General features: G+C 55.7%; 21 protein-coding genes and 1 pseudogene. 15 read left to right on the top strand and 7 right to left on the bottom strand.

Going from position 1 to position 26,539, the window contains the following annotated elements; all coding sequences use genetic code 11:
- Positions 1–39 precede the first annotated feature (39 nt).
- Positions 40–4,287, bottom strand: a complete 4,248-nt coding sequence (locus tag DS906_RS00785; protein WP_113788363.1) for an S-layer family protein — start codon at positions 4,285–4,287, stop codon at positions 40–42.
- Here DS906_RS00785 and DS906_RS22385 point away from each other — a divergent pair.
- From DS906_RS22385 to DS906_RS00750, 8 genes are all read left to right on the top strand, one after another.
- Complete coding sequence (locus tag DS906_RS22385) at positions 4,266–4,613, top strand: hypothetical protein (protein ID WP_233494642.1); 348 nt, start codon at positions 4,266–4,268, stop codon at positions 4,611–4,613. The genes DS906_RS00785 and DS906_RS22385 overlap by 22 nt on opposite strands.
- 19 nt (positions 4,614–4,632) lie before the next feature.
- A complete protein-coding gene (locus DS906_RS00780; RefSeq protein WP_113788362.1) occupies positions 4,633–5,553 on the top strand; it encodes a LysR family transcriptional regulator in 921 nt (306 codons plus the stop codon).
- A gap of 227 nt (positions 5,554–5,780) precedes the next feature.
- The gene (locus DS906_RS00775) at positions 5,781–7,364 is read left to right on the top strand and encodes an ABC transporter substrate-binding protein (protein WP_113788361.1); all 1,584 of its coding nucleotides are present in this window, start codon (positions 5,781–5,783) and stop codon (positions 7,362–7,364) included.
- Between the two features lie 68 nt (positions 7,365–7,432).
- Positions 7,433–8,527: a Xaa-Pro peptidase family protein gene (locus DS906_RS00770; RefSeq protein ID WP_113788360.1), complete on the top strand. Its 1,095-nt coding sequence runs from the start codon at positions 7,433–7,435 to the stop codon at positions 8,525–8,527.
- Positions 8,527–9,534, top strand: coding sequence for an ABC transporter permease subunit (locus DS906_RS00765; protein ID WP_058277167.1), 1,008 nt, complete (start codon positions 8,527–8,529; stop codon positions 9,532–9,534). Before DS906_RS00770 ends, DS906_RS00765 begins: the two co-directional genes overlap by 1 nt.
- On the top strand, positions 9,531–10,436 hold the full coding sequence (locus tag DS906_RS00760) for an ABC transporter permease subunit (protein ID WP_082649183.1): 906 nt from the start codon (positions 9,531–9,533) through the stop codon (positions 10,434–10,436). The genes DS906_RS00765 and DS906_RS00760 overlap by 4 nt, the downstream gene beginning before the upstream one ends.
- A 4-nt stretch (positions 10,437–10,440) precedes the next feature.
- Positions 10,441–11,418, top strand: coding sequence for an ABC transporter ATP-binding protein (locus tag DS906_RS00755; RefSeq protein ID WP_113788359.1), 978 nt, complete (start codon positions 10,441–10,443; stop codon positions 11,416–11,418).
- Positions 11,415–12,371: an ABC transporter ATP-binding protein gene (locus tag DS906_RS00750; RefSeq protein WP_113788358.1), complete on the top strand. Its 957-nt coding sequence runs from the start codon at positions 11,415–11,417 to the stop codon at positions 12,369–12,371. The genes DS906_RS00755 and DS906_RS00750 overlap by 4 nt, the downstream gene beginning before the upstream one ends.
- A gap of 12 nt (positions 12,372–12,383) precedes the next feature.
- On the opposite strand, the gene DS906_RS00745 is transcribed toward DS906_RS00750, so the two are convergent.
- Positions 12,384–13,064 carry a GntR family transcriptional regulator gene (locus DS906_RS00745; RefSeq protein WP_113788357.1) on the bottom strand — a complete coding sequence of 227 codons (681 nt, stop codon included), beginning with the start codon at positions 13,062–13,064 and terminating at the stop codon, positions 12,384–12,386.
- 170 nt (positions 13,065–13,234) lie between these two features.
- On the opposite strand from DS906_RS00745, the gene DS906_RS00740 reads away from it, so the two are divergent.
- The 3 genes from DS906_RS00740 to phnY all read left to right on the top strand — a co-directional run bounded on the left by DS906_RS00740 (position 13,235) and on the right by phnY (position 16,122).
- Entirely contained in the window at positions 13,235–14,254 is a 1,020-nt protein-coding gene (locus DS906_RS00740) for a GlxA family transcriptional regulator (RefSeq protein WP_113788356.1), read from the top strand.
- A gap of 150 nt (positions 14,255–14,404) precedes the next feature.
- On the top strand, positions 14,405–14,659 hold the full coding sequence (locus DS906_RS00735; protein ID WP_113788355.1) for a hypothetical protein: 255 nt from the start codon (positions 14,405–14,407) through the stop codon (positions 14,657–14,659).
- Positions 14,660–14,661: 2 nt separating this feature from the next.
- On the top strand, positions 14,662–16,122 hold the full coding sequence (phnY, locus tag DS906_RS00730; protein ID WP_233494641.1) for a phosphonoacetaldehyde dehydrogenase: 1,461 nt from the start codon (positions 14,662–14,664) through the stop codon (positions 16,120–16,122).
- A 55-nt stretch (positions 16,123–16,177) separates the two neighbouring features.
- Here phnY and DS906_RS00725 read toward each other — a convergent pair.
- A pseudogene (locus DS906_RS00725) lies at positions 16,178–17,020 on the bottom strand (fumarylacetoacetate hydrolase family protein).
- A gap of 256 nt (positions 17,021–17,276) precedes the next feature.
- Between DS906_RS00725 and DS906_RS00720 the strand changes: the two are divergent.
- Positions 17,277–17,918, top strand: a complete 642-nt coding sequence (locus tag DS906_RS00720) for a GNAT family N-acetyltransferase (RefSeq protein ID WP_233494640.1) — start codon at positions 17,277–17,279, stop codon at positions 17,916–17,918.
- 94 nt (positions 17,919–18,012) lie between these two features.
- The gene (locus DS906_RS00715; protein ID WP_255415353.1) at positions 18,013–19,782 is read left to right on the top strand and encodes an adenylate/guanylate cyclase domain-containing protein; all 1,770 of its coding nucleotides are present in this window, start codon (positions 18,013–18,015) and stop codon (positions 19,780–19,782) included.
- Positions 19,783–19,837: 55 nt separating this feature from the next.
- Here DS906_RS00715 and DS906_RS00710 read toward each other — a convergent pair whose 3' ends face one another.
- The 4 genes from DS906_RS00710 to DS906_RS00695 form a co-directional block, all read right to left on the bottom strand.
- On the bottom strand, positions 19,838–20,413 hold the full coding sequence (locus DS906_RS00710; protein ID WP_113788352.1) for a pentapeptide repeat-containing protein: 576 nt from the start codon (positions 20,411–20,413) through the stop codon (positions 19,838–19,840).
- Between the two features lie 149 nt (positions 20,414–20,562).
- On the bottom strand, positions 20,563–21,858 hold the full coding sequence (locus DS906_RS00705; protein ID WP_113788351.1) for a hypothetical protein: 1,296 nt from the start codon (positions 21,856–21,858) through the stop codon (positions 20,563–20,565).
- Entirely contained in the window at positions 21,845–23,203 is a 1,359-nt protein-coding gene (locus DS906_RS00700; RefSeq protein WP_113788350.1) for a TfuA-like protein, read from the bottom strand. The genes DS906_RS00705 and DS906_RS00700 overlap by 14 nt, the downstream gene beginning before the upstream one ends.
- Entirely contained in the window at positions 23,200–24,405 is a 1,206-nt protein-coding gene (locus DS906_RS00695; RefSeq protein WP_113788349.1) for a YcaO-like family protein, read from the bottom strand. Before DS906_RS00695 ends, DS906_RS00700 begins: the two co-directional genes overlap by 4 nt.
- Positions 24,406–24,659: 254 nt before the next feature.
- On the opposite strand from DS906_RS00695, the gene DS906_RS00690 reads away from it, so the two are divergent.
- On the top strand, positions 24,660–26,006 hold the full coding sequence (locus DS906_RS00690) for an ISNCY family transposase (RefSeq protein ID WP_113788348.1): 1,347 nt from the start codon (positions 24,660–24,662) through the stop codon (positions 26,004–26,006).
- Positions 26,007–26,042: 36 nt separating this feature from the next.
- Positions 26,043–26,459 (top strand): DUF4279 domain-containing protein, encoded by a 417-nt coding sequence (locus DS906_RS00685; RefSeq protein ID WP_113788347.1) that lies wholly within the window; start codon positions 26,043–26,045, stop codon positions 26,457–26,459.
- Positions 26,460–26,539: the final 80 nt, after the last annotated feature.

Here is a 26,539-nt window from a genome sequence, read left to right as displayed (position 1 = left end):
GACAAACGGGGCGACCTAGGCCGCCCCGCCGTTGATTGGTTAAACGATGAAGTCGTTTTCGGTCAGGTCAGCAGCATCGACACCGGTCAGACGGATGGACCCTGCGTCGCCGAAGCTGATCACAGTGTCCTCACCATCCTGAACAGGGTTCGGACCACCGGCGAAGTCGGGATCCAGATCTCCGATCTGAATTCTGTCCACGCCCGTTTCAAAGTCCAAGATGGTATCGTCACCGAAGGTGCCCTGGAACAGGAAGGTGTCAGCGCCTTCGCCGCCGATCAGGACATCATTGCCGCCCTCACCGTTCAGCAGGTCGTCGCCATCCGCGCCGTTCAGAACATTCTCCAGATTGCTGCCGATGATTACGTCACCATCATTGGAGCCGATGACATTCTCGATTGAGACCAGCACGTCGGTTTCAACCTGATTGTCGATCACGTCCAGCCCGACAACACCGGTGCCGCCTGTTGCGTCAACATCCAGAGTTGCGCCCGCATCCACCAGCGTGTCCTGCACGACAGGGCCGTTTACGCCCGCTGGTGCATTGTGCAGATGGATCGCCGATACAGCACCGGGGATAGGTGTGTTTAGGTCGGCTTCGTTCAGGCCCACAACGCTCAGTTCGCTCGAGTAGGTCACTTCGCCCGTTGCCAGGTTCTGAGCGATGACAACGGTTGCGTTGCCGGAGGCCTCGCTGTCCGATGTCGGCCCAGGCTCTTGCGCCGCGTCCAGACCGCCGCTCAGCGTGACTGTGCGGATTCCGTTCTCGGTGACGTCGCCGTCGACCAGAAGCTGCCCGCGAACTTCCCCACCAGGGAAGTCGGCGGTGTGGATGTTGTAGTACAGGTTGCCCTGCGCCGCTTGCTCCACAAAGGCAGTACCGTCCGCGATGTTCGAACCGAACTGACCCGGCGCCGCAACAACTGCATCCACGACCGAGACGTTAAAGCCGGTATCGCGTGTGGCCGTGCCGTTGCCATTGGCGTCCAGACGGACCTCGACCGCAACATCCAGATCCGAGAAATCGGCTGTATCGGTGCCTTCTCCACCGTCGATGAAGTCATTGCCCAGACCACCGGTCAGCACATTATCTGCATCCCCAGCGATCAGAACGTCATCACCTGCGCCACCGTTGATGTCACCGTTGGTGGTACCCAGATCAACAAAGATGTCATTGCCATCGCCCAGCAGGACGTTGCCGTTGATCACACCTTCGTCGTCGTTGACGATGGTAACGTCACCAGCATCCGATGCATCGATAGCATTGACCGTACCGCGGATTTCGCCTTCGTTCAGGATCGCACCCAGAAGGTTCAGACCGCCGTCGATACGAATACCGGCTGCGGCGTCCGACTGCTCGGACCCGGCAATGAGACCTTCGTTGATGACAACTCCGGCAAAGGACGCGTCTTCCTGACCCGTGAACAGGCGCAGACCATCGCCAACCTGGTTGCCCTCTGTGGCATCGCCGTTACCCCGGAAAGTTCCTTGGTTAACGATGGTTGCCGAGACGACATCGCCATCAACATCACCGGTTTGCAGCGATACAGCTGAACCGTTGGTCCCGTCATTGACGCTGACCGTACCAGTGTTGGTGAAGGTATAGTTGTCAGCGGTTCCATCGGCATAAACCGCGCCGTTGCGCTGATTGCCCGCACCGACAATCTGGCCTGAGTTGAAGACCTCCAGGCCTTCGCCATCGATGTTCAGCGCGCGGCTTGCCGAGGCGACAATGCCCGCGTTCAGGAACGAACCGCCAGTGTGATCACCAGTGCCAAAGTAGACACCGTTCTGAGTGCCAATAATGAAGCCTGTGTTTTCCAGTGTACCCTGAAAGTTCACGCCATTGACGACACGAAAGCCAGCAACTGTGCCATTGGTACCTCTGGAGATAATATCCCCGGTATTCAGGATTGTCGCATCAGTGGTGCCAGTGTTGCCAACATTGCCGATCCGAACGCCATCACCAGCAAGCGACGTGGCAGCAGCACCGTCGCCGCGCCCGTCAATCCGACCCGTGTTTTCCAGCGTGAATGTGTTGGCACCGTCTTCCGCGCCACCAATTTCCACAGCAAAACCAGAACCCTGGTTACCGTCAATTGCATCGATCCGACCAGAGTTGATGACCGAGAAGTCATCGGCAGTGCCATCGGCATAGACCGTCCCATTGCGCTGATCCCCGGTACCGAAGATGACCCCAGAGTTCTCAACAGCCAGGCCGGTACCATCGATGTTCAGGGCGCGACTGTCAGAGGACACGTTGCTCCTGTTGATGAATGATCCACCTGTGTGATCGCCATTACCAAAGTAAACACCGTTGCGCACACCGGAGATGCCGCCGAGGTTAACAAACTCACCCTGAAAGTTCACTCCGTCGACAATACGGACGCCGGCGACGGTGCCATTGTTCCCTTCTGACGAAATGATGGTGGCATTGCCGATCGACCCGTCGACGGTACCGGTGTTGCCAACGTTACCGATGCGAATGCCGTCACCGGCCAGCGACGAGGCCGCATCAGCGTTTCCGCGTCCAGTAACAACACCGACATTACCTAGCACAAAGGTATTTGCACCGTCTTCTGCGCCACCGACTTCAATTCCGATGCCTGAACCCTGATTGCCCTCACCTGCGTCAATCAGACCGGAGTTCTGCACCGAGAAGTCATCCGCGGTTCCGTCAGCATAAACCGTCCCGTTGCGCTGATCGCCGGTGCCGAGGATCTCACCCTGGTTGGAAACCTCAAGACCGATACCATCAATGTTGAGTGCGCGGCTGTCAGAGGAAACAACACCGCCTGCTTCGTTCACAAAGCGACCGCCCGTATGATCCGCGTTGCCAAAGTAGACACCGTTTTGAACACCCGAGATCGAGCCAGAGTTGGAGAATTCGCCCTGGAAGCTCACGCCATCCACAATGCGCGCACCCGCAACAGTACCGTTGGCTCCTTCCGAGCGTACTTCGCCGCGGTTGACAATGGTCGCGTCAGAGACGCCCTGATTGCCCGGGTTACCGATACGGATACCATCACCCGCCAGGCCTGTGCCTGCCGCACCGTTGCCGCGACCCTGGATCAGGCCGTCGATTTCCAGCGTGAATGTATTGGCACCGTCGGTTGCACCACCGATTTCAGCAGCAAAACCTGAACCTTGGTTGTGCTCGCCTGCGTCAATTGTGCCATTGGCCAGATTGCGGACCGAGAAATCGTCGGCTGTGCCATCGGCATAAACAGTGCCGTTGCGCTGATCGCCGGTGCCCAGAATGTCACCGCCGTTGATCAGGTTGACACCCGAGCCGTCGATGTTCACTGCGCGGCTGCCGGATTGGATGGTGCCAAAGTTCAGCACGTCCAGATCATGCTCGCCATCACCAATGTAAAGGCCGTTACGCGGGCCTTCGATCACACCGGTCGAGGTGTTCAGGATCTCACCTTCGGCGTTTACACCATCCGCGATGCGGATACCGGCGGCTGTGCCTTGATTGCTTTCGGTCGAGATGAGGCCGCTGTTGATGATTTCGGTTTCCAGCGTGGCCCCTTCGGCACCGTCGTCAATGCGGATGCCGTCCCCGGCCAGCCCGGTATTGGCCGCACCTTGACCACGGCCTTGGATTGTGGCGCCAAAGCCGTTGAAGATGTCGGTTTCCACACGGTCGCCAACCTCGTCACCGATTTGCAACGAAATACCAGCGCCCTGATTGCCTTCACCGGCGTCAATCGTGCCACCCACAAAGTTCGAGATCGAAATGTCTTCGGCAGTGCTGTTGGTGTAGATCGTTCCATTGCGCTGATCGCCGGTGCCAATGATGTCGCCAAAGTTGCGCACATCAATGCCTTGGCCCTGAATATCCACCGCACGGCTGTCCGAACTGATCACACCACCGCTGAAGTTATCCAGACCGCCCGAGCTTTGAGCGCCGGCAAACTGCACACCGTTGAACTCACCCGCGATCTCGCCAAAGTTGCGAACGCTTGCGCTGCCGGTGACCTGAACGCCGGTGGCCAGTGCGTCGGGGCCGTTGTTCGCCTCGATCCGGCCCGAGCGGAAGTTGAACACGTCAACATCCTGGCCCTGCGCCTGAACAGCAGCGACGGCGTTGTTGGTGATGATCTCGCCAAAGTTCAGCAGACGCGAGAAGTCGTTAGCCAGAACGAATGCCGGGGTGTCATCGACGACTGTGCTTTGGAAAAAGTTATTGAAAAGGGTTTGACCGTCGCGGGTAGTCTCTTGCGCTATTGTAGACGTGGTCAAGAGACGAGCGCGCAGGCTTGTCAGAAGTTGGGACAGCATGGGGTACTCCGTCAAAAATTGTTACGTTTGGCAGTTCGCCCGGTGTTTCGGGCATTCCACGTAGCAAAGGGGTAGACGGCACCCCGGGTCAGCTGAAATTCATCCTGCAAATCGGTTGTATAACCAATGCTAATAATCACGGTTTCCGTGAAAACCTGGAAAGTTCACCTTATATAAATCAATATGTTACGGCGCATTCGCCCCACATGACGTTCTATTCGAAAGCGCTGGTTAACAGTTTTGTCAGCGAAATTGATCAGTATTTCATGCACCTTTCCCCGCTTTACGGTAGAGAAGGGAACGGTCCAGTGCCGTCTTTTGTATGACCGCAGAGAGATTGGGCGGATGAATTTCAGAGATTTGGAATACGTGCTTGCCATTGCGAAGCATGGCAAGTTCAGCCAGGCGGCGGTTATGTGCAACGTTTCACAACCGGCGCTGTCGAACCAGATCAAGAAGCTGGAAAAGGAACTGGGTGTTGAACTGTTCCTGCGGCTGAATAACGAAGTGCGGCCAACCGCGTTTGGTCAGAGCATCCTGAGTATCGCTGAATCCATTCTGTCAGATGCGCAAAAGATCCGCGACTCCGCCACGCAATTTCGCGACCCCGAGGCCGTTGCATATAGGATTGGCATGACGCCAACACTTGCGCCGTACCTGACACAGTATTTCTCAGAGCTGTTCAGCGATATTTTTCCACGTATGCGCGTGACCATGATTGAGGATCTTCCGCAAAACATGTTGCAGATGGTTGAAGACCATCAGCTGGACATGGCGCTGGTGGCTCAGGTCAACAACAGCAACGCTCTGGCTTTCACGTCGATCTGGACCGAGCCCCTGTTTCTGGCGATGCGGGAAGGGCATCCGCTGTGTATGCTACCCTCGATCGCGCCCGAGGACGTACCCCCGCACGATTTTATCCGTCTTCCGCACAGTTTCGGCTATGAGCTTGAAGACCGTCTGCCCAAAGCTGATCCCGCGATCCGTGTCGCCAAGCGGTTTGATCTGAGCGCGCTCAGGTTTGATACGATTTGTCGGTACATCTGCCATTCTGATGATTGCACGATAGTGTCGGCCCTGGCTGCCGAGCAATTCAAGCGGGACAAATGGCCCTTGTGTTTTGTTCCGTTTGAGGGCCCGGGAAACCTGCGCAACCTTGGTGCGGCGACACGCCCGGGGTGCCCCAGAAGCCCTGTGTTGAACCGTGTCGGTACATATATTCAGGACCGACCACCGGTTGGTGTGACCCCAACTTTCTCGCAATAAATACCCGTCGATTCCTTTGGTCAGCCAACGCAATGAAGATAGGCAGTCTTTCGGCTGCTTCCTTTGCATTTGGTCAAGCTGTGCAACAGCACTCAAAGTGAGTTGACAATGGATTTTGTATTTTGGATACATTGGGCACAGATTTCGCGGCGATGAGAGTCGTCAGAAATTGCTTGGTCAACAAAAGCAACGCGAAAGCCGATTGATAATTTTTCTGGGAGACAATCATGAAACTCAAATTTTTGGCTGCAACAGCGGCAATTGCCCTGTCCAGCGCAGCCGCGCAGGCCAACACGCTGGTTTATTGTTCAGAAGGCTCACCCGAGGGGTTCGATCCCGCACTGTTTACAGCCGGAACCACATTTGATGCCTCATCGCACCCGATCTACAACCGCCTGCTGGAATTCGAAACCGGCACGACCAACGTTATCCCCGGTCTGGCCGAAAGCGTCGAAGCCAATGATGATGGCCTGGAGTACACATTCAAGCTGCGTCAGGGCGTGAAGTTCCATTCGAATGACGAATTCACACCGACCCGCGATTTCAATGCGGATGACGTGATCTTCTCGTTCATGCGCCAAAAGGATGACAGCCATCCGTATAATCAGGTCTCTGGTGGTACGTGGGAATACTTCAAGGGTATGGGTATGCCCGATCTGGTCGAGTCCATTGAAAAGGTCGACGACTACACCGTCAAATTCACGCTGACCAAGCCTGAGGCGCCGTTTGTTGCCAACATGGCGATGGATTTCGCTTCGATCCTGTCTGCAGAATATGCAGATGCGATGATGGAAGCCGGAACACCTGAAAAGTTGAACACCGCACCCATCGGCACCGGCCCGTTTTCGTTCTTGGCTTATCAAAAAGACGCCGTGATCCGGTACGCCCAGAATGCCGACTACTGGAAGGCACCTGCGGATGTCGAAAACCTGATCTTTGCGATCACTCCGGACGCATCGGTTCGGTACCAAAAACTGAAGGCCGGTGAATGCCACATCATGCCTTATCCGAACCCCGCTGATATCCAGGCAATGCAGGACGATGCTGACATCAACATGTTGGAGCAGGAAGGCCTGAACGTTGGCTATCTGGCCTACAACACCACAATGGAGCCGTTCGACAACCCGAACGTCCGCAAGGCGTTGAACATGGCAATCGACAAGAACGCGATCATCGACGTGGTGTTCCAGGGCTCGGGTCAGGTTGCAAAGAACCCGATCCCGCCGACCATGTGGGGCTATAACGACGCGATCACCGACGATGCCTATGATCCAGAAGCGGCCAAGGCGATGCTGGAAGCCGAAGGTGTTTCCGACCTGTCGATGAAGGTATGGGCAATGCCGGTACAGCGTCCGTACAACCCGAATGCGCGCCGTATGGCCGAACTGATCCAGGCGGATTTCGCGAAGGTTGGCGTGGATGTAGAGATCGTGTCCTACGAATGGGGCGAGTATCTGTCGCGTTCGAAAGATCTGGACCGTGACGGTGCCGTTCTGCTGGGCTGGACCGGTGACAATGGCGACCCAGACAACTTCCTGGCGGTTCTGCTGGGCTGTGACGGTCGCGAAGCGTCGAACCGGGCACAATGGTGCCATGAGCCGTTCGAAGATCTGATCCTGAAGGCCAAGCAGTCCACGGATCAGGCTGAACGCACCAAGCTGTATGAAGATGCCCAGGTCATCTTCAAAGAGCAGGCCCCGTGGGCAACCATTGCGCACTCGGTCGTGTACATGCCGATGAACAATAAGGTTCAGGGCTATAAAGTGCACCCGCTGGGCGGCCACATCTTCTACGGTGTGAGCGTCGAATAAACCACCACTCAACGACCGGAGCCGCCCAATTGGCGGCTCCGGTTTTCTTTATTGGGAGGTCGGCGCGAATGCCGGATTTGTCCGAGTACCAACAACTGGCAAAGGACATGTCAGTAGATGCCGTGGCGCTGGTGCCTGGCCCGAATTTTACCCGCGCTTTGGGAAAACCCTTCATGAGCCACGAGCGGCCTTTTGTGGTCGTGATCCCGGCCGAAGGTGAACCAGCCGCGATTGTACCGAACCTGGAATTGGGCTCTTGGGCTTTAGTCGGGTTTGACGGCGCTGTCTTCGACTGGCGCGACCAGACGGGCTATGACGACGCCTTCGCGGCGCTGGCTGAACATTTACCGTTGCGATCTCTGGCGGTCGAAGGGCAGGTGATGCGCGTCTTTGTCTCCAAGGCCTTTACCCAAGCCCTGCCCAACTTGCGGATCGCGGATGCTGAGCGCGAGATTTCCGGCCTGCGCATCATCAAGACGGACGATGACATTGCAGCGCTGCAAGCGGCAATTGATATCTCGGAACGAGCGCTGGAGCGGGTCATTGCGGATGTTCGCGTGGGTCAGACAGAAGTACAGATTGAACAGGCCTTGATCCAAACGCTGTTCGCCGAAGGAGCCGCGTCGCTGGCCTTTTCACCTATCGTGACGGCCGGAGGAAACTCGGCTCAACCGCATGGTAAAGCGCGCGCGGATTATCAGATCAAAGCAGGCGACGCGCTGCTGTTCGATTTCGGCGCACGCAAACACGGGTTTGCCGCCGACATCACACGCACCTTTTTTGTCGCCGAAGCCTCGGATGAGGGCAGGGCGGTCTACGACACCGTTCTGCGCGCCAACCTGGTCGGGTTCGAAGCTTGCCGACCTGGCGTAACGGCCCACGATATTGACGACGCGGTGACCAGGGTTCTCGAGGCCTCGCCCTTTGCGGATCGTATCCGCACCAAGACGGGTCACGGGCTGGGCCGGGACGTGCATGAAGCACCTTATATCATGCGTGGAAACGACCAGATCATGCGCGCGGGCATGGTTTGGACCAACGAGCCGGGCCTCTATGATCTGGACAATTTCGGCGTTCGGATCGAAGATGACGTACTGGTGACCGAAGACGGTTGCCGGTCGCTGACCAGCTTTCCCAAAGAACTAACAATCATAGGCCGCTGATGTTTGGCTATTTCCTTACCCGTCTCGGCATGTTCATTCCGACATTTCTGGGCGTAACACTGATCTCGTTTATGTTCATTCGGGTGCTTCCGGGCGATCCGATCATCGTCATGGCCGGTGAACGCGGAATGTCCGAAGAACGCTATCAGGAAATGGTCGAGAAGCTGGGCTTCGACAAACCGGTGCTAGAGCAGTACTGGGACTATCTTGTTGGCGTGTTGCATGGTGATCTAGGCGAGAGCTTTGTCACCAAGAAGCCGGTTTGGGACGAATTCTTTGCCCTGTTTCCCGCCACGCTGGAACTGTCGATCTGCGCTATGATCTTTGCAGTGGCTTTGGGGCTGCCTGCGGGCGTTATTGCCGCTGTGAACCGGGGCAAATTCTTCGACCGGGCGCTGATGTCGTCCGCACTGATCGGGTATTCCATGCCGATCTTCTGGTGGGCGCTGTTGTTGATCATCGTGTTTTCCGGCAACCTTGGTTGGACGCCTGTCTCAGGCCGGATCGACTTGCTGTACTACTTTCCGAGCGTCACAGGCTTCATGTTGATCGACAGCCTACTGTCTGGGCAGGAGGGGGCGTTTGGATCGGCTGTACGCCATCTGATCCTGCCGACCATCGTTTTGGGCACAATCCCTTTGGCCGTAATTGCGCGCCAGACCCGTTCGGCCATGTTGGAAGTGTTGGGTGAGGATTACATCCGCACGGCCCGCGCCAAAGGCCTCGCCCCCGCACGGATCAATGGGCTGCATGCGCTGCGCAATGCGCTGATCCCGGTGATAACAGTGATTGGCCTGTCAGTCGGCACATTGCTGGCCGGGGCGATCCTGACCGAGACAATCTTTAGCTGGCCCGGTATCGGCAAGTGGATGGTCGACAGCATCTTCCGCCGCGACTACCCGGTGGTGCAGGGCGGCCTGCTGATGATCGCCGTGATCGTCATGCTGGTGAACCTGCTGGTCGATGTCCTGTACGGCGTCATCAACCCCAAAATCCGGAGGCGATGATGGCTGAATTGTCCGCGACCCCACCAAAAACCGAAGACCGCCCCAGTGCCCTGCGAGAGTTCTGGTTCTACTTCAGCGAAAACCGCGGTGCGGTGATGGGCCTTTGGGTCTTTGCAGCTTTTGTTTTCTGTGCGGCTTTTGCACCTTTGTTGGCCCCCTACGACCCGACTGAACAGTTCCGCAATCACATTCTGCAGCCCCCTGCGTGGCAAGAAGGCGGCAGTTGGGCCTTCCCGTTGGGCACCGATCCGCTGGGCCGGGATATGCTTTCGCGGCTGATCATGGGATCGCGTTATTCCTTCTTTGTCGGCATCGTGGTGGTGTGTGTGGCCGTGACGGGCGGGGTGATTGTCGGCCTGCTGTCGGGTTTCGCGCCCAAATGGGTCGATACGATGATAATGCGGGTGATGGATATCATCCTGTCCTTCCCCTCGCTACTGCTTGCGCTGGTTCTGGTCGCCATCCTTGGCCCCTCGTTGACCAACGCGATGATCGCCATCGCCATTGTGTTCCAACCGCATTACGTGCGTTTGACACGGGCATCTGTGTTGGCAGAGCGGCAAAAGGACTATGTGACCTCTGCTCGCGTTGCCGGTGCCAGCAAGGCCCGGCTGATGTTCAAGACCGTGCTGCCGAATTGTCTGGCTCCGATCATCGTTCAGGCGGCGCTGTCGTTTTCGACCGCTATTCTGGATGCCGCAGCCCTTGGCTTTCTGGGCATGGGCGCGCAGCCGCCCACACCGGAATGGGGCACCATGCTGGCCGAAGCACGCGAATTCATTCTGCGCGCGTGGTGGGTGGTGACGTTCCCCGGTCTGGCCATCTTGGTCACGGTGCTGGCCATCAACCTGATGGGCGACGGTCTGCGCGACGCGCTGGACCCTAAACTAAAGCGGAGCTGACGACATGAGCCTGTTGGATATCCGAAACCTCACCGTTGAATTCGCAACTGCCTCGGGTCAGTTCCGGGCTGTGGATGGTGTTGACCTGTCGGTCGACAAGGGCGAGTTGATGGCCATCGTCGGCGAAAGCGGCTCGGGCAAATCGGTGTCGATGCTGGCATTGATGGGTCTGCTACCCTGGACGGCCACGATTACGGCCGACCAACTAAGCTTCGAAGGCATTGACCTGACCAAAATCTCGGCCCGTGAACGGCGCAAGATCATTGGCAAAGACATTGCCATGATTTTTCAGGAACCGATGTCGTCGCTGAATCCTTGCTTTACCGTTGGCTTCCAAATCAAGGAAGCCTTGCGCATCCACCTGGGCCTGAACCGGAAGGAACGCCACCAGCGCGCCATAGAGCTGTTCGATCAGGTCGGCATCCCCGCGCCGGAAAGCCGCCTGAACACTTTTCCGCACCAGATGTCTGGCGGCATGAACCAGCGGGTGATGATTGCGATGGCCATCGCCTGCAAACCCAAACTGTTGATTGCGGACGAGCCGACGACGGCATTGGACGTGACCATTCAGGCGCAAATCCTTGATCTGTTGGTTCGCCTTCGGGACGAACAGGGCATGGGTTTGGTCCTTATCACTCATGATATGGGCGTTGTCGCCGAGACCGCCGAGCGGGTTCAAGTCCAATACGCCGGCCAAAAGGTCGAGGAGCAGGCAGTCAAAGACCTGTTCCGCACCCCGCGCCACCCCTACACAACGGCGTTGCTCAACGCGCTTCCGGAACGGGCGACGTCAAAGATGCTGCCTACCATTCCCGGCGTCGTTCCAGGGCAGTTTGACCGGCCAAAAGGGTGTCTGTTCAGTCCCAGATGCCAATATGCAGATGATCTTTGCCGATCATTGCCCCCAACCCCGCACAGTGCGGAATTCGGCAAGGCTCGTTGTCATTACGTTGAAAAGATAACAACTGGAGAGCTGGCATGACCGCCCCCATTGTTCAGGCCAGTGAATTGGCCAGATTTTATACCGTAAAAGGCGGGTTGTTGTCGAAGGCCGCAACGGTCAAGGCCTTGTCTGGCGTGGACTTCGAACTGCGGCCGGGCAAAACGCTGGCGATCGTGGGAGAGTCTGGTTGTGGGAAGTCCACCCTCGCAAGGGTGGTGACGATGATCGAAGAACCGACCTCGGGTAGTCTGACCATCGATGGCGTTGAAATAACTCCGTCGAAATGGGCCCAGATGCGTGAAACTGTACAGATCGTGTTTCAGGATCCCTATGGCTCGCTCAACCCGCGCCAACGGATTGGTCAAATCCTGCAAGAACCTTTGATCATAAACCGCCGCGAGATGTCCGCAGCCGACCGCGAAGCGCGCGCGCGTGAAATGATCGACCTTGTGGGGCTGCGCCCCGAACATTACGACCGCTACCCACACATGTTTTCGGGCGGGCAGCGGCAGCGGATTGCAATCGCCCGCGCCCTGATGCTGAACCCCAAGGTGCTGGTGCTGGATGAGCCGGTTTCAGCACTGGACGTCTCAATCCAGTCGCAAATTCTTAACCTGCTGGTCGAACTGCAGGAACGCCTGAACCTCGCCTATTTGTTCATTTCGCATGATTTGTCGGTGGTAAAGCATTTTGCCGACGATGTAATTGTCATGTATCTGGGCCGCGCGGTTGAGAAAGCTCCGAAAGAAAAGCTGTTTGCTGCCCCTCGACATCCTTATTCCAAGGCTCTTTTGTCGACGACGCCCCGCGCAGATCCCGACGCGCGAAAGGATCGGATCAAACTGGAAGGCGAGCTTCCGTCCCCGATGAACATCCCCAAAGGCTGCGCCTTTGCACAACGGTGTTGGCTTGCAACCGAAGAATGCCGCGCCGCGCCGCCTGAACTGAGCGGGTCGGACCACAAAGTGGCGTGCCTGCATCCACTGGGGTAGGAATGCCGACGTTCAGCCGGCGTCGCCTTTCCGTGTCTTGATAACCATCGCCAACAACTGATCCTTGGTCCGTTGAATATGCTTGGTCAGCAGATCGCCTGCGGCATCAACCTGACGTTTGCGTGCCAGCGACAAAAGCTGTCGGTGATCTTGCTTGGCGGGCTCGCGCTGTTCCATGACGCTTAGATGCATACGGACATAGCGGTCCGATTGCAGATTGACCCTTTGCAGGATCTCATTGGTCAGCCCACGATCAGCAGCCGCATAAAGGGCTTTGTGGTATTCATAATTCAGGCTGCCCCACCGCCCGACATTATAAGCTTCGTAAGACCTCTCCATGTCATCGAGCAGCTTCTCGCATCTGGCGAAATCAGCTTCGGTCATCTGCGGAATAGACCGTTTGAACAAGTCGACCTCCAAAAGAACGCGAAGGTCAAAAATCTCGCCAATTTCCGAAAGCGAATGCGAAGTCACCGATGCACCTCGGTTGTTGGTCAACTGCACAAGGCCTTCGGCATCCAGCCGTTTCAGTGCTTCGCGGATGGGCATACGCGAAACATCATAATCCTCGGCAAGGGCCTCTTGCCGGATGGTTTCACCTTCGGCCATCTCTCCGCTTAGGATACGTTCCCGCAGATCATTTGTGATGACTTCTGGAAGACTTTGACGTGCGATCGCGCGGGTTCTGGGCATAAGAGTGGTCTCGGTCGGTGTAAGTTGTATCCAAAATACAAAATGAGCGTTCGATTTCCAAGGGTCTTACATCTATTGATAACTTAAAGTTGCTCGAGCGTTTCAGCAGGCCAGAGGCGACGTGCTGAAAAAAGTGACAATGCGGTATTCGAACGCGAAGGAGGGGTATAGTGGACAGCCAACGTTTCCTGCCCAAGGGGGCGATTTCCGTCGACGTTCCCTATGATGGACCACCCAAGGCCTTTCATTTCCTGTTGTTGCCTAATACCACGATGTTGGCGTTTAGCGCTGCGATTGAACCTTTGCGTATTTCAAACCAACTGGCCCGAAAGCAATTGTTTGAATGGTACGTTTTGTCTGCAGATGGCGCACCGGTCACGTGTTCGAACGGAATCCGCATTCAAGCTGACCAACCCATGCACGATCTGGAGCAGGGGGCCTATACTTTCGTGTGTTCCGGCACCGAGCCGATGACCTCGTTTGACACCCGGGTTCTGAATTGGATCCGTAGGCAAAAGGCACATGGATCCGATTTTGGCGGTATCTGCACCGGAGCTTTTGCCTTGGCAAAGGCCGGCCTAATCGGCGACAAGAAGTTCACCGTTCATTGGGAAAACCGCCCTGGGTTTTGCGAGTATTTTCCGACAATGACGCCAACCCAGAGCCTGTACGAGATTGACGGCAAGCTGCGCACTTGCGGGGGAGGGCACGCCAGCACCGATATGATGCTGGAAGTGATCGAGGAATTGTTCGGCAACGCCCTGGCCATCAACGTGTCCGAGATGTGTCTGCATCGGCGCGTCGGTGAAAGTGGCAGCAATCAGGTTTCGCCCGTCTCGGCCCTTTTGGGGACGCGCAACGGCAAGCTGGTCGAAGCGGTCCAGATCATGCGAGATAACATTGAATCGCCGCTCAGTCTTGAGGCGGTGGCGTGTCAGGCGTCACTGTCCAGACGCCATATGGAACGGCTGTTCCAACAGCACACAAAGATGTCGCCCGGCCAGTATTACAACAACCTCAGGCTGGATCGCGCCTTCGCCCTATTGAATGAAACCGACCTCAGCGTATCCGAGATTGCCTTTGCATCCGGGTTTTCCAGCACGGACAGGCTTTCGGTTCATTTCCGAGGCAGGTACAAGGTTTCGCCGTATAACTTCCGCAGATCGTGGTCGCACGAAAGTGGCAGCTAAGACTATTGGTGTGACTTGGATATCGAGGTGCATTCCAGCACTGGACTGACACAGTGGTTTGCTCTGGCTTTCGACCCAACGCGGAAATTTTGCAATTCTGTGATCTATGGCTGGCATTAGAACGGGCGCACTTAATCCAAGGCTACGAAGATGATGATGCAAAACCAGATCACAGCCCATCAGCGGGTCTATTCAATCCCGAATGTTCCGGTTGAGAATACCTACACAAGTACTTCCCTAAACTGTCATGATCTGGCCGCGCTGGCGGTCGACTTACGCTGCCACGGTGGATTGACCGAGCGGGAAGTTCTCTTCATCGTCAGTCGCGTGATCGACACTTCGCTGCGCCCGCTATTGCGCAATTTTGAAGCACTGCTTTTTGCCACCGCAGCGGCGGCCCTTTAATCATGGACGGTATCATGAACACATCCGGTATCCGCAACGAAGGTATGCGTATTGGCGGCGAGATTATCTTTACCGATACTAAAATCCCCGTCCACTACCCTTACACGAGTGAGGTTGTTGGTACCGTCCCCGCTGGCACTTCTGAACATGCACGCAAGGCCTTTGGGATCGCCGCAAATTACACGCCCAAATTGACGCGTTACGAACGCGGCGAGATTTTACGGCGCACCGGCGTGTTGATTGGTGAAAACCGCGAATACCTCGCAAAATGGCTGACGCTTGAGCTTGGCATCTGTCATCAGCACTCGATCTATGAAACCAAGCGCGCGCAGGACGTTTTTCAGTTCGCTGCCTCCGAGGCGCTGAAGGATGATGGTGAGGTTTTCTCGTGTGATCTGACCCACAACGGCAAGGCGCGCAAAATTTTCACCAAACGCGAGCCGGTCAGAACCATCAGCGCGATTACACCGTTCAATCACCCTCTGAACATGGTCAGCCACAAGATTGCGCCGTCCATTGCCACCAATAATTGCATGGTCTGCAAACCGACCGAGCTGACCCCACTGACGGCCTTGACGCTGGCGGACATACTGTACGAGGCAGGGCTGCCGCCCGAAATGTTTCAGGTCGTGACAGGTTGGCCGAGAGATATCGGCGATGAGATGATCACCAATGAACACATCGACATAGTCACCTTCACGGGCGGTGTGCCGGTGGGCAAGATGATCGCGTCCAAGGCCGGTTACAAACGGCAGGCACTGGAATTGGGCGGCAATGACCCTCTGATCGTGCTGAATGATCTGAATGACGCCGATCTGGACAAGGCCGCCAGCATAGCTGTGGCCGGGGCCACAGGGAATTCGGGGCAACGCTGCACCGCGATTAAACGCATTCTGGTTCAGGAAAGTGTGGCAGATAGATTTGTGCCACTTGTCCTGGAAAAGGCCAAGGCGATCCGGTTTGGTGACCCTCTGGACTCGGAAACGCAATTGGGTTGCGTTATCCACGCACAAGTCGCCGAGTTGTTCGAAAACCGCGTGCTGAAGGCTGCACAAGAGGGCGCGGAAATCCTCTATCACCCCGGTCGCGTCGGTGCACTGTTGCCACCGATCGTCGTCGACAAGGTGCCCCATGGCAGCGAGTTGGTAATGGAAGAGACATTTGGCCCAATCGTGCCAATCGTTCGTGTTCCAGATGACGATGCGCAAGTCATGGAGATCTCAAACGGCACCGCATTTGGTTTGTCGGCGGGTGTCTGTACTAACGATCTGAACCGGGCGATTTCCTACATCAACGGATTGAACGTCGGCACCTGCAACATCTGGGAACAGCCCGGCTACCGGATCGAAATGTCTCCTTTTGGCGGCATCAAGGACAGCGGCAACGGTGTCAAGGAAGGCGTGATCGAGGCGATGAAATTCTTCACCAACGTCAAAACTTATTCACTGCCCTGGCCCGAGTGACTTTTCAGCCCTCTGTCTGTTGCGGGAAATTGTGGCAATTGCACAAACAAGGGGCTCAGCCCTGCACAACGTTCTGCCGTTGCACGCCCAAGCCTTTGATGCCCAGCTCCATCCTGTCGCCTGGTTTTAGATAGGTCGGCGGATTTTGGCCCATGCCCACGCCCGGAGGGGTGCCTGTCGAAATCACATCTCCCGGCTGTAGCGACATGAACTGCGACAGATGAGAGATCACCGCCGCGACGCTGAAATGCATTGTTCTGGTCGATCCATCCTGAAACCGTTGCCCGTTCACCTCAAGATACATCGGCAGATCCTGCGGATTGGACACTTCATCCCGTGTCAAAAGCCATGGACCTATAGGGCCGAACGTATCGGCGGATTTACCTTTGACCCACTGGCCCGAACGGAGCAGTTGGAAATCGCGCTCTGATATGTCGTTGACGACGCAATAACCGGCAACATGGTTCAAGGCTTCGGATTCCCAGACGTATTTAGCCTCTTTCCCGATCACTACACCCAGTTCCACCTCCCAATCTGTTTTGACCGACCCGCGTGGGATTTCGACCGTATCGTTGGGGCCAATGATGGCTGATGTCGCCTTTAAAAAGATCACCGGTTCCTACGGCAGCTCCATCCCGCTTTCGGCCGCGTGATCGGCATAATTCAGACCTATGCAGACGAACTTGCCGACCTGACTAACGCAGGGGCCAATCCGCGGCTGGCCATCCACCAGAGGCAGGCTTTCTGTATCCAACCCGCGCAATCGGTCCAGAACCTCATCGCCAAGCGACTCGCCTGTGAGATCATCAACCACGCCCGACAAATCGCGAATTGCGCCTTTGGCATCCAAAAGACCAGGCTTTTCCGCGCCCTTGGGGCCAAACCGCAGTAATTTCATCGATGGTTTTCTCTCTGCCCAAAGCATCCTGGGCCATCATTAGCAATCAGAGGTGTGGATGTGAAATTCATGTTGCATTTGACCGGGACAAACCGCCACTCACCGCACTCTTATTGACCCACCGCATCAAAAACTCAAATCTTGCAGTTATTTTATCAGAGAGGCAGGGATACTGTAATCTCATTTCGTAATTCAAAGATTTTTGTGCTAGTGTCCCAACAGATTTTACTGATTTCTTTCAAAGGTACTATTTATCGTGAGCAACAATTCACAAAACACGTTCAGGTTGCGTCCGATGGAAAGGGCAGATCTGGATTCCGTTCTGAGTTGGTTTCAGGACGTCGAAGACCTTGCGCGTTTCGATCGTACGACGCGCGTGCCCCTCAATACATCGCATGCCGAAGAATTTTGGAGAGATTCATTTACGTCTTCCGATGCCAGCCGCAAATGTTGGTTTATCGTCGAGTCGTCCGCAGGTGAGGCAGTTGGGCTGGCCGGGCTCGAGTCTATCTCGAACATCAATCGCGATGCAGTGGTTGCGGTTTTTGTCAACAAGGCAATGCGCAGATCTGGCGTAGGGCTTCGGGCATCCGCTTTGGTGCTGGATCTGGCATTTCGACAGCTGGGGCTGAACCGCATAACGTCTTATTATCGTGAGGACAATCATCACAGCCGTGATCTTGTTGCCAAGATAGGATTCCAGATTGAAGGGACGATGCGTCAAGCGTGGTTCGCTGAAGGTGAGTTTCAGGATATGGTTGTTGTGGGCATTCTGAAATCCGAGTGGATGGTTCGCCGAAACGTTCTGGCACAAGAACTGGATGCGAATCCGATCGTGACATTGGGGCCGAATGATTGCGCCGCCTGGTCATGGCCGCCTCAGATCGCAAAGGTGTGATCAGTTCCGATCAAAACTGCTTCGGTCGTCAAAAACGTTTTTTGATATATGTTGGTTACGGGTCCGCTATGAATCCGAAAAAAGAGTAACACTTGTGAGTACGACAATTTCTGACATTCCAATTACACAACGGCTTGGCGCAGTATTGTTCGCTGATGTCGTAGGATACTCCCGGCTTATGAGCGAGAATGAGCTGGATACCTATAATGAATTGAAAGCATTGATTTCTTTGCTTGAAACCTCGTGCGCAAAATACAACGGCCGAGTGGTTGAGGTACGTGGGGACGGGATTTTGGCCCTGTTCGAAACTGCCACCAGCGCGGTGGAATTCGGGGTCGAATTGCATCAAATCGCAAGCGATCAGAATAAAACTCGCGCGCAGGATCAGCGAATCAAGTTCCGGGCCGGGATTCACCTTGGTGAGATACTGATAGACGAGCGGGGCATTCATGGCGACAACGTCAATATCGCGGCCCGGTTGCAAGAGATAGCCGAGCCTGAACGGGTCTATGTCAGCTCTGCCGTGTATGATCAGGTCTGCAATCGCCTGCGCTTTGGGTACGAGTTTCTGGGGCCAAAACAGCTCAAAAACATTCTGACGCCTGTCTCGACCTACTGTGTCCGCAGCGAAGTGGCCGGCGCGACCATGGCCGGCACGATGCGCCCCGATCTGAAAGGCGACATATTCGAACGGCCGGATACGCCGTCGGTGGCCGTTCTGCCGTTCAGCAGCTCTGGCGGCGATGAGTCCGACAGCTGGATTGCCGAAGGTCTGACGGATGACATCATCATGAATCTGTCCAAATTCCGGAACCTTTTTATCATCGCCCGGAACTCGTCATTTTTCTTCAGGACACAGTCGATGCCTCCGAAAGAGGCCGCGCAAAAGCTGAACGTCCGCTATGTCGCGCGCGGCAGTGTACGTCGGTCAGCCAGTCGGATCAGGATTTCCGCCGAGTTGATTGATGCCAACACCGAGCGCACGATCTGGGGCGAACGGTTCGATCGCAAGATCGACGATATTTTCGACATTCTTGATGAGGTCACAGAGTGCATTGTGGCGGCCACTGCGGTGATGATCGAGTCGCATGAAAAGCAGCGCATGATTCAGGCGATTCCAAACGATCTTGAGGCCTATGGTTCGGTCCTGCAAGGCCAGCACCACATCTTCAAATATACCCGAAACGACAACCGCAAGGCACAGAATTTCTATCAATCAGCCCTTGAACGGGACGAAGGATATGCCCGTGCTGCAGCAGCGCTGTCGCGAACTCTAAATATCGACTGGCGTTATTCCTGGGCCGAAGAGCCGTCACAATCGCTGGAAAAGGCGCTGATGTTGGCGCAGCGCGCGATTGAGCTGGACCCGACCGACGCGCGTGGTTTCGGCGAATTGGGCTATGTGCACCTTTACCGCAAAGAGCATGACGCAGCCATCCAATCCTATCAGAGGGCGCTGGCGTTAAACCCAAATGACGCGGATATGCATTCCGACTTTGCCGATGCTCTTGCCCATTCGGGTGACAACGAGACAGCCATAACGCATCTTCAGCAAGCAATGCGTCTAAATCCCTATTTCCCGGATCAATACCTTTGGCACCTGGGCGGAGCGTATTACAACCTTAGACGGTATGAGGATGTCATTGAGACGGTCAACAAGATGAACAATCCGACCGAGGGGCAGCGTATGCTGGCCGCAAGTTATGCTCAGCTGGGTCAAACGGACATGGCCCGCCTGATAAGGGAAAAGCACCGCGAGGCGCATCCGAACTTTTCGCTGGCCCGGTGGACAACCGTTCAACCGGATCGGCTAGAGGAAGATACGCAGCACTTTGTGGAAGGTCTAAAAAAGGCCGGGTTCTAAAACGCAAAGGGGCACCGCGTTCCGGTGCCCCTGAGTTTACTTTCGAAAACTGGATTTAGTCGCCGCCGCGTACCTTTGCGCCGCTGACTTTGGCACCGCTCACCTTCGCGCCACTGACTTTGGCACCGCTGACCTTGGCCCCACTTACTTTCGCGCCACTGACTTTGGCACCGCTGATAGCCGGGCTGTCAAAGCCGAAATAGATGTCCAGCAGGACTTGTTCGAACTGGCCGGTCATCACGTCCATACGCATGGTCTGGTCAGATTTGTCGTATCGCCAGACGCGGATACCATCGGCGACCTGATAGTCGGCCGCTGCGACGCCGCCAATACTCGGGTCTTGCGGCGCTCGGGATGCGTCGTCTGCAGGCTTATCGGGATCAGCAACCAGCTCACCTTTGCCATGAACCAGAAAGATCACCGGCTCCGGCATATCGTAATAAGTGCCCTCAAAGGCAAAGCCATAAATCTTGGCGAACCGAGGTCCTTTTTCGCCTTTCTCAATCGCAAATTGCTTGTCGAGATGCTTGTTGTCGCCCTTGCCACCGGACGGGATACGTTTGTACTCTAAATCTTCGAGCTCACGACCATATATCAACACTTCAGAAAAACTGAGCAAGGATTCAGGCATATCTCTCTCTCCCAATTATGGGATCGACGAAGCCAGAACCCTCATCTCCCCCTCAAAATAAACTCGAAAAATATTCGAGCAAATGCGTTCCAATAAACTTCTTCCGATTGCATGCCATAAAACCGTTTAAAAATAAAGGAATTTGCAAGTTACCCTGGCACCTGCGTGCGAACCGAGGCCGAGTGGCTGTCTTCTTCGGGATCGGGAAGACGTGGACCGGCAGATGTCAGACCAATATCGCGCATGCGGAAGTTGCCTTCGATGATGTTGCGAAACGCACCGCCAGTGATTTCCTGATCAACCGCCAACAGGGCCTTTTCAACACCGAAATAGCTGAGCATATCTGCATCCAGCCGCTCCCAACTGTCGGCCAGATAGGTTCCCAGAAAATCGCGCGCCTCAAGCAAAGCAATCCGGAAACCTTCGGGGTTTTCGGCATAACGGGCATCAAACACACCCTGCATGACTTCGCTGTAATCCGGAGAGTCTTCTAGCTGATCGGACAGATGTTCTTCTTCGGGTGAGATCAGTCCATGCAGCAGCAGGCGCTCGTGATAAATGTCTACGAAAATGTCGAACATCGCTCCGGTCAACGGTTCGGAGAGATCGTGTTCGCTGGTCCATCCGGCCGCAAACTCTGACATGGACCGTGTGTTGGCGGCAATTCGGATTTGCGCGTTTTCCCCCAGTTCGGCAAACCGGTTCAGACGATTGAATGTGTACAGGTTGCCCCGCGTGTTTTTTAACAGTGCGTCAACAACCGAACCAAAATGCAGCGACGCAAGAAGGGCGACCATATCGGCAGCGGACTCGTGAAATCCGTAATATTCGCCCGACGCATCCCCGTCTGACGGCATACCAATGACGCTATAAATAATGGCATGTCCAATTTCATGGGAGACAACGTCAAAGTTCAGGCTGTATGGGCGGTACTCATCTCCATGTTCGTGTGTGCCGCCCGTTTCCAGAAACCCCCAGCCAATATGTGCGTTGTCCAGACTTGGTAGCAGGGACAGTTCAAGCCGGTCGAAATCGGGCGCGAAATGCCACGGGATTGGTCGATCAAAATACCCTTGCCACACATCCATTGTGAAATGGGCCGACCCGAACAAATGTGCCGCCTCAAATGCGGGGTCAGTTGGGGCAATATGAAAAAAATTTCCAAACTCATCGGGCATTGCGGGCGGCTGAATGTACCCGTCCCATGGCGGCAGATACATGCCCGGTCCATTCGGACCCGGAACGATGGCACCGTAAGGTGTGGTTTTGCCAACAGGATTGACGGTGTACATGCGCGGTCCGGACGGTCCCGGCCCGATACTGCCTTGCGGAGCCGAAATTTCGACAAGCTCCGGTTGCGCGCCTGGTTCCAGAAAAGGTGATTGCGGATACAGCAGGAACCGTGTTCCGGGTTCTTCGTCGCTTACAGTCTCATGTGTGTTCATCAATCGACCCCTCGTGCCGGGCGGAAGTCACCTTGCTTTTTGGGACGTCCGCACAGGCACTCCTGTGGCAAAACAAATACTCTGCTTCGATCAACGCACCAAGTTCCGCGCGCCCAGATAGGCCAAGCGAGGTCGCATAGCTGTCCAGGTTATCCGGCACTTCCCGATCAAGGCGCGTTTCAAAATACCACACGACCATTCGCAGACGATCTGCGCCCGAAATTTGCCCATTCACAATCGCAGCCTTTTCCTTGGCGGCCGCCCGTTCCCGTAGATCGATATACTTTCCGGTTCGTTTCAGTTCGGCCAGCAATGGCCCATCTAACTGGGTCAAACGCGCGGCGACCGTCGCATCGATCCGGGCGGCATCCGCCAGGATGTCCTCATATTCCACAAGGTTCAGATCATTGGCGGCCAGCCATTCCATCAAATGCGTTTTATGAGACAATTCAGCTTTGGCCCTATGGTCCGTCATCTGCAGGATCAGGTCTTCACGATCAGGTTGCCGATCCTGCTCGGCGGCTTCTTCCTGTGCCATCACGCTCAGCACTGCGCGGTTGCGCAATTCGGCGTACAGTTCCGGGTCTAACCTCAACTCGTCGATCACCGCGTGGTTCCTGGCCTCGTTGGTGTCGATGCGGTTGCGCAACTGTTTCCACACCAATGTTGGTTCGGTCCGCGTTACAGGACTTGGGGGTAGGGTGCCCTGCGACAGGCAATCCGCCATAAGGGCCAGCATCGCCCGGGCGTCATCTGCCTTGGCATCAATTTGGCCGTCGGGCAGCCAATCTAAAAAGGCCGCTATTCCGGGCAGGTCGCTTAACTCTTTGCCGATGTTCTGCCAGATGCGGTGCCGATAGTGTCTGGATTTCGCATGCTCTAGGATGGTGGCGACGCTTTCAGAAGGCAAAATCCCCTGGGCTTGCGCCTGTTTGACTGTGGCTCGGATAGACACCATCGGTGTACTGAGCGGTTGAAACCCCAGCTCTGCCGGGCTGTGCAGAACCGCGACCTCATCGTCATCCTGCAAAACGCCGCTGAGGAAGTCCTCAAAGATCCCGCCAACACCGATCATTCCAAAATCGGCTAGTTCCGCGGCACGCAGTGCGCCCATGCTGGCGCTGCCAAAGACCGGTATCCCTTGTTCCATCGCCCACAAGATTTCCTTGTGCCAGACCGAGGGCACACCTTCAAAGAACCCATCTATGATCCCGATGGCGTGCGGTTGGTCCTTTGCTGCACGATAAACATCACCCTGCTGAACAGGGGGCAGAATCGCGGCATTCAATTGTGCTGTGACTTCCTGTGCCGGCAGGGTAGGGCCCACAAATACGACGACGGTCATGCGGTTTCCTGCCTGATCTGCAGTGCTCTTAGGCCCGGTACATAATCCGCATCGTCATGTGGTGCTTCCAAGCCCGGTATGACCGCCCGAACAACCGATAGATCATATTCCGGCCGAGACAAGTCCACGATCACCACCTGAGAAATCCCGACGGTCTCTAACCTGTTCAGCAGCAAAGCCAGGTCATCCTCGAATGTCTTGGTTGAATGCGTCGGGCAGTCCTGGAAATTCTCTGTCAGAGGGGCACGATCGATCAGATCCCGCACATATCTACACCGATCCGTTTGCGCCTGGTCAGTGAATTCTGCCGGATCCAGATCATCGCGGGCGCCCGAGATATAGGTCAGCCGGGTCTGAGCAGCTTCTGTCACCGCGCGCAGCAACGCGATTGCACGATCCGGATGGCATCCGTCGCCGATGCCGATGTGACCAGGCTGCCCGCCGGCCTCACAGATCACGCAGCGAAAACTGGCAATTCCGATATCCGACGTGGTGTTCCACAGCCCGATCTCCAGATTTGCGCCGGTGATTTTTTCAATGGCCGCCTGACATCGTGGGTCGTCGACAGTGCCGAGATCAACGCGCGCGGTCGTGGTTTGATGAGACCACAGCGTCGTTGCATCGCGCTCAATCAATTCGCAAATCGCATGACAACTGGCTTCGGCATCATTATTGCCCGAAGCCAAACCGTTTGTTGTTCTGGGAAAGGCGCGTTGTCCGGCGAGTGGAGCGGAAGTGTAGTCAGTGTCCACCATCTCAAGCGGAACCCAGCAGGCATGTTGGCTTTTCAAATCCCGGCCTTCTACCCACAGCATGTTGCCGTTGGGATCAAACTGCGCGCCGGTGACCTTAGGCAATCGCTCCACATCCACAACGGTCGCTTCATCAGCCAAATCGGTAAATCTGGCAAGCCGTTGCGGAAGCCGCACACGTTCGGCATGCCAGGATTCGATCGCCTCCATAACGCCTGAAGCTTGTGCTGCCTGCAGTGACAGTCCTTTACCAAGTGACACCGCAACAGATCGGGAATTGGGACGAGCAACCATGACGGTAGGCAAACCAATCCGATCCAGGCCGGTCAGATTCGCGATCCGAGTTATGCCCATTTCCCGAAGAAATGGTTGCACGATGCTTAAGGTGTGCGCGGGGTCGCGCAGACGGTGGGTGTCATGCACGTAGGTCTTTTGTGAATTCTCGGTCATTTCATCGACCTTGCCAAAAAAACGTGCAGGTTAGCACAATACAACAAGCTATACGCAAATAGGATGGTAGATGAATTCGCGTGGGTCAACCTTGCAGGTATCCGGCGTTGATTTTCTAACTTGGCGACAACTCAAACACAGAATTATTAACATAAGACTGATTACACGACTTTTGAATGTAACCGCAAAGCTGAAATGTCACTTATGAGCAAAGCAGAAGTGTCACTCTACCCTCAAAACAAGATGAGGACGAGCTGGGATGTGTGATGATGAGCGAGCGCGTGTTGTATCGTGTGGATGTTTTGGTGCAGGTCGATGATGGTCGGCTGAGCGTTGATAATGCGGCGAACATGCTGGATCTGACGCGGCGGCAGATTTTCAGGCTGTTGAAGCGGTACCGCCAGGACGGTGCAGCTGCGATCAGGCACAATGCGCGCGGACGCCCGCCGAACAATCGGATCCAGGCGGCCAAGCGCGATTATGCGATGGCACTGATCAAGGAGAGCTACGCGGATTTCGGGCCCACACTGGCAGCTGAGATGCTGGCAGAACATCACGGGTTCAAGGTCTCGCGCGAGACGGTTCGCAAATGGATGCAGGAAGATGGCCTCTGGCTGTCGCGTAAGCAGCGTCGAACGTTTCATCAGCCGCGGCTGCGCCGGGAGTGTTTTGGCGAGCTCATCCAGATCGACGGCTCGGATCATCGCTGGTTCGAGGATCGGGGCGATCCCTGCACCCTGCTCGTCTTCATCGATGACGCCACCAGCACCTTGATGGAACTGCGCTTCGTCAAATCTGAGAGCACGTTCAGTTATTTCGAAGCGCTCGAGGGCTACCTAGTTCAGCATGGTCGCCCGGTGGCGTTTTACAGCGACAAGCACACGGTGTTCCGTGTGGCCGAGGAAGATGCCAGGGGCGGCGCGCGCATGACCCAGTTCGGCCGGGCGTTAAACGAGTTGAACATCGAGATTCTCTGCGCAAACAGCTCTCAGGCCAAGGGGCGTGTTGAACGTGCGAACCGGACGCTGCAAGATCGTCTGGTCAAGGAACTGCGCCTTGCCGGCATCTCTGACATGAAGGCCGGAAACGCCTATCTGCAAGGGTTCAAGGGGCGTTATAACGCCAAGTTCGCAAGGACTCCATCCAAGTCCTACAACCTGCACCGCGCTCTCAATGTCGAACCGGATCGGCTCGCGGATGTGCTGTGCTGGCGTGAGAACCGCTATGTCGGCAAGCAACTCACGTTCTCCTATGACCGCAAACGGATCATGCTGGAAGGGAGTGACATCACGCGCGACCTCGTCGGCAAATACGTGGACACCTATGCCTTTGTCGACGGCCGGTTCGAGGTGCGCTGGAAAGGCCGCACCCTGCCCTATAGCATCTTCGACATGGACCAGCGCGTCACTCACGCGGCCATCACAGAGAACAAACGCCTCGGCGCGGTGCTGGCGCATATCAAGGACATCCAGGACAAGGCGCCACCTAAATATCCGGTCAGGACAAACTCCGAGAAGATGGGTTATAAACCGCGAGACAGAAAGCCCGGCCGTCCCTCCGGATCACGCGCCAAAAAGACGATTGTGCAGGCGGCGGAATAACTTACTGATGTTGAGATATTTATTGAGAGAGAATTCATGGCTGCATTGAGCGGTTCAGCCGCATCCCTTCGGTTCTTTGGTGATGATCTGGACCACGATGAACTCACCAAGCTGCTCGGGTGCCCGCCAACCAAATCCGAGAGGAAAGGCGAAGAGATTGTTGGCAAAGTAACGGGGCAAAAGCGAATTGCCCGAGGCGGTGGCTGGCGACTGAGTGCCGAGCGGCGTGGACCTGGCGACTTTGACGATCAGATTTCAGAGATTCTAGATCGGCTCACCGATGACATGAACATCTGGCAAAATCTCACCTCACGATATCGGGCGGACATCTTCTGCGGCCTGTTCATGAAAGAAGGCAATGAAGGTGTCAGCCTATCGAACGAGACGTTGCAAAGGCTTGCTGAACGAGGTCTGACAATCGATTTCGACATCTACGACAGTTCAGGCAAATAGTCTCCGCAAGGCTTTTCAGCCCTGCCATATTTGAGGTCTCCGGGCTGCCAAGCCTTGCTACCGCCCGTGCTCTTGGTGAC

It is taken from the genome of Ruegeria sp. A3M17, assembly GCF_003318255.1.
In the GTDB taxonomy this organism is placed as follows: Bacteria; Pseudomonadota; Alphaproteobacteria; order Rhodobacterales; family Rhodobacteraceae; genus Ruegeria.
The sequence above is the reverse complement of the archived record's forward strand: the minus strand, read 5'-3'. Positions and strand labels throughout refer to the sequence as shown.